Source organism: Aeromonas cavernicola (genome assembly GCF_002795305.1).
Taxonomy (GTDB): domain Bacteria; phylum Pseudomonadota; class Gammaproteobacteria; order Enterobacterales; family Aeromonadaceae; genus Aeromonas; species Aeromonas cavernicola.
The window spans coordinates 1-1,292 of record NZ_PGGC01000054.1 but is presented as its reverse complement, the minus strand read 5'-3'; the positions used below and the strand labels follow the sequence as shown (position 1 = coordinate 1,292).

Genomic DNA, 1,292 nt, shown 5'->3' with positions numbered 1-1,292 from the left:
AATAATCTCCACGAATCTGGTTTTAATACTAAACGAGAAACACCATAAGCTGACATTCCTAAGTCAGAAATGCCGTATGCAATATTCCCCTCCCGATCACCACCTCCCATAGCCTTTGCCGCACTTTGATATAAGTCTCTCACAGGGCCTTCAGTGTCTGAGCGCCCTTCTAGCAGGTTGCGCCCATTCTCATAGACGTTATTCGCGCCATGAGCCATCAGCGGCACCCCAAAGGTCGCGCACAGAACACCAAGAGAGGCATAGCAAAGCGTACCACCCGCGTATATTTGCGCCGCACCAGCAACAACTCCAACCCCCTTTTGCGCAACATCCAGCGATTGGTTTAACAAACTTCGTTGCTCTTCTGCTAATGCCCTTAAACCTTCCGATATGCTTTTTACTCCATTTTCAACATCCTGAACTATTGCATGGGCGTAATAAGTGACTTCACGAGTAAATTGAAGCCTTAGCGTTCCATCAGATATATGCCTACTACCAATGGTTGATGCTTGACTTCCTAATTTACTGGCTGCGCTATTAACTTCCCATACACCATATAAATCAGGCCGTTTAAATCCTCGTCTTAATTGGTCCATCTTCCCTCCTCCCACAAGCTATAACCGCTTGTTCCTGCACCGTGGTGTGTCCACGTAATATCCTTGTAACGAATAGCAACGTGCTCTTGTGGCTGTGCATCGCCATTTAATAGGACGTGGGGGAGTTCCAATGTTAAATCTGCAATTACACCTTCCTTTAACTCAACGGTGTAATATTTTTCTTGAGTGCCAAATGATGAAGTGCGATAAAAATCTATCGTGCAGTCTACTTTTTCCATCATTGCCAACGCACGGGCAATTAATGGGGATGACTTGTCTATGTTTTTGGTAATGAGAACCGGATTGTGGACTGCACGAGTTGTGTTCGCCATGTTGTGGCTATATGCCAGCACCATGATTTCATTCAAATGACCCGCTTGGCATTTATTGCCGATTGAAACTTGCGTGGAGCACTCCGCCGAAATCAATCCCTGTTCTTTTCCGGTGATGGTCATGTAGGCATGGTTGGCCATGTTCTTATTTCCTATCTGCTTAGTGAATCCATCATTGTGCCACAGGCAGCAGACGGGGCCAGATAGCCCCGTCACTGGATGCGTGATTTCAGGCTTTTCTGACACCCATGAGGGAGGGGGGAAGATTGCACCAGCAGGGGCCAAAAAACGCTGCGTCTAATCGTCATTATGTTGAATTAGGTCAGTGAGCAACCTCACATAACAAAACGGCCAGCTTGATGAG

The 1,292-nt window shown here is 46.7% G+C and carries 2 protein-coding genes; both read right to left on the bottom strand.

Features of this window, described 5'->3' with window-relative positions; translation table 11 throughout:
* A partial coding sequence (locus tag CUC53_RS06255) for a DUF4225 domain-containing protein (RefSeq protein ID WP_100293361.1) occupies positions 1–596 on the bottom strand: 596 nt, incomplete at its 3' end.
* Positions 584–1,069: an Hcp family type VI secretion system effector gene (locus CUC53_RS06250; RefSeq protein ID WP_100293360.1), complete on the bottom strand. Its 486-nt coding sequence runs from the start codon at positions 1,067–1,069 to the stop codon at positions 584–586. The genes CUC53_RS06250 and CUC53_RS06255, both read right to left, overlap by 13 nt.
* Between the last annotated feature and the right edge of the window lie 223 nt (positions 1,070–1,292).

What these genes read in the sequence shown, in the direction of transcription:
- CUC53_RS06250 (WP_100293360.1), bottom strand. Translation starts at nt 1,069, where the DNA reads ATGGCCAACCATGCCTACATGACCATCACCGGAAAAGAACAGGGATTG.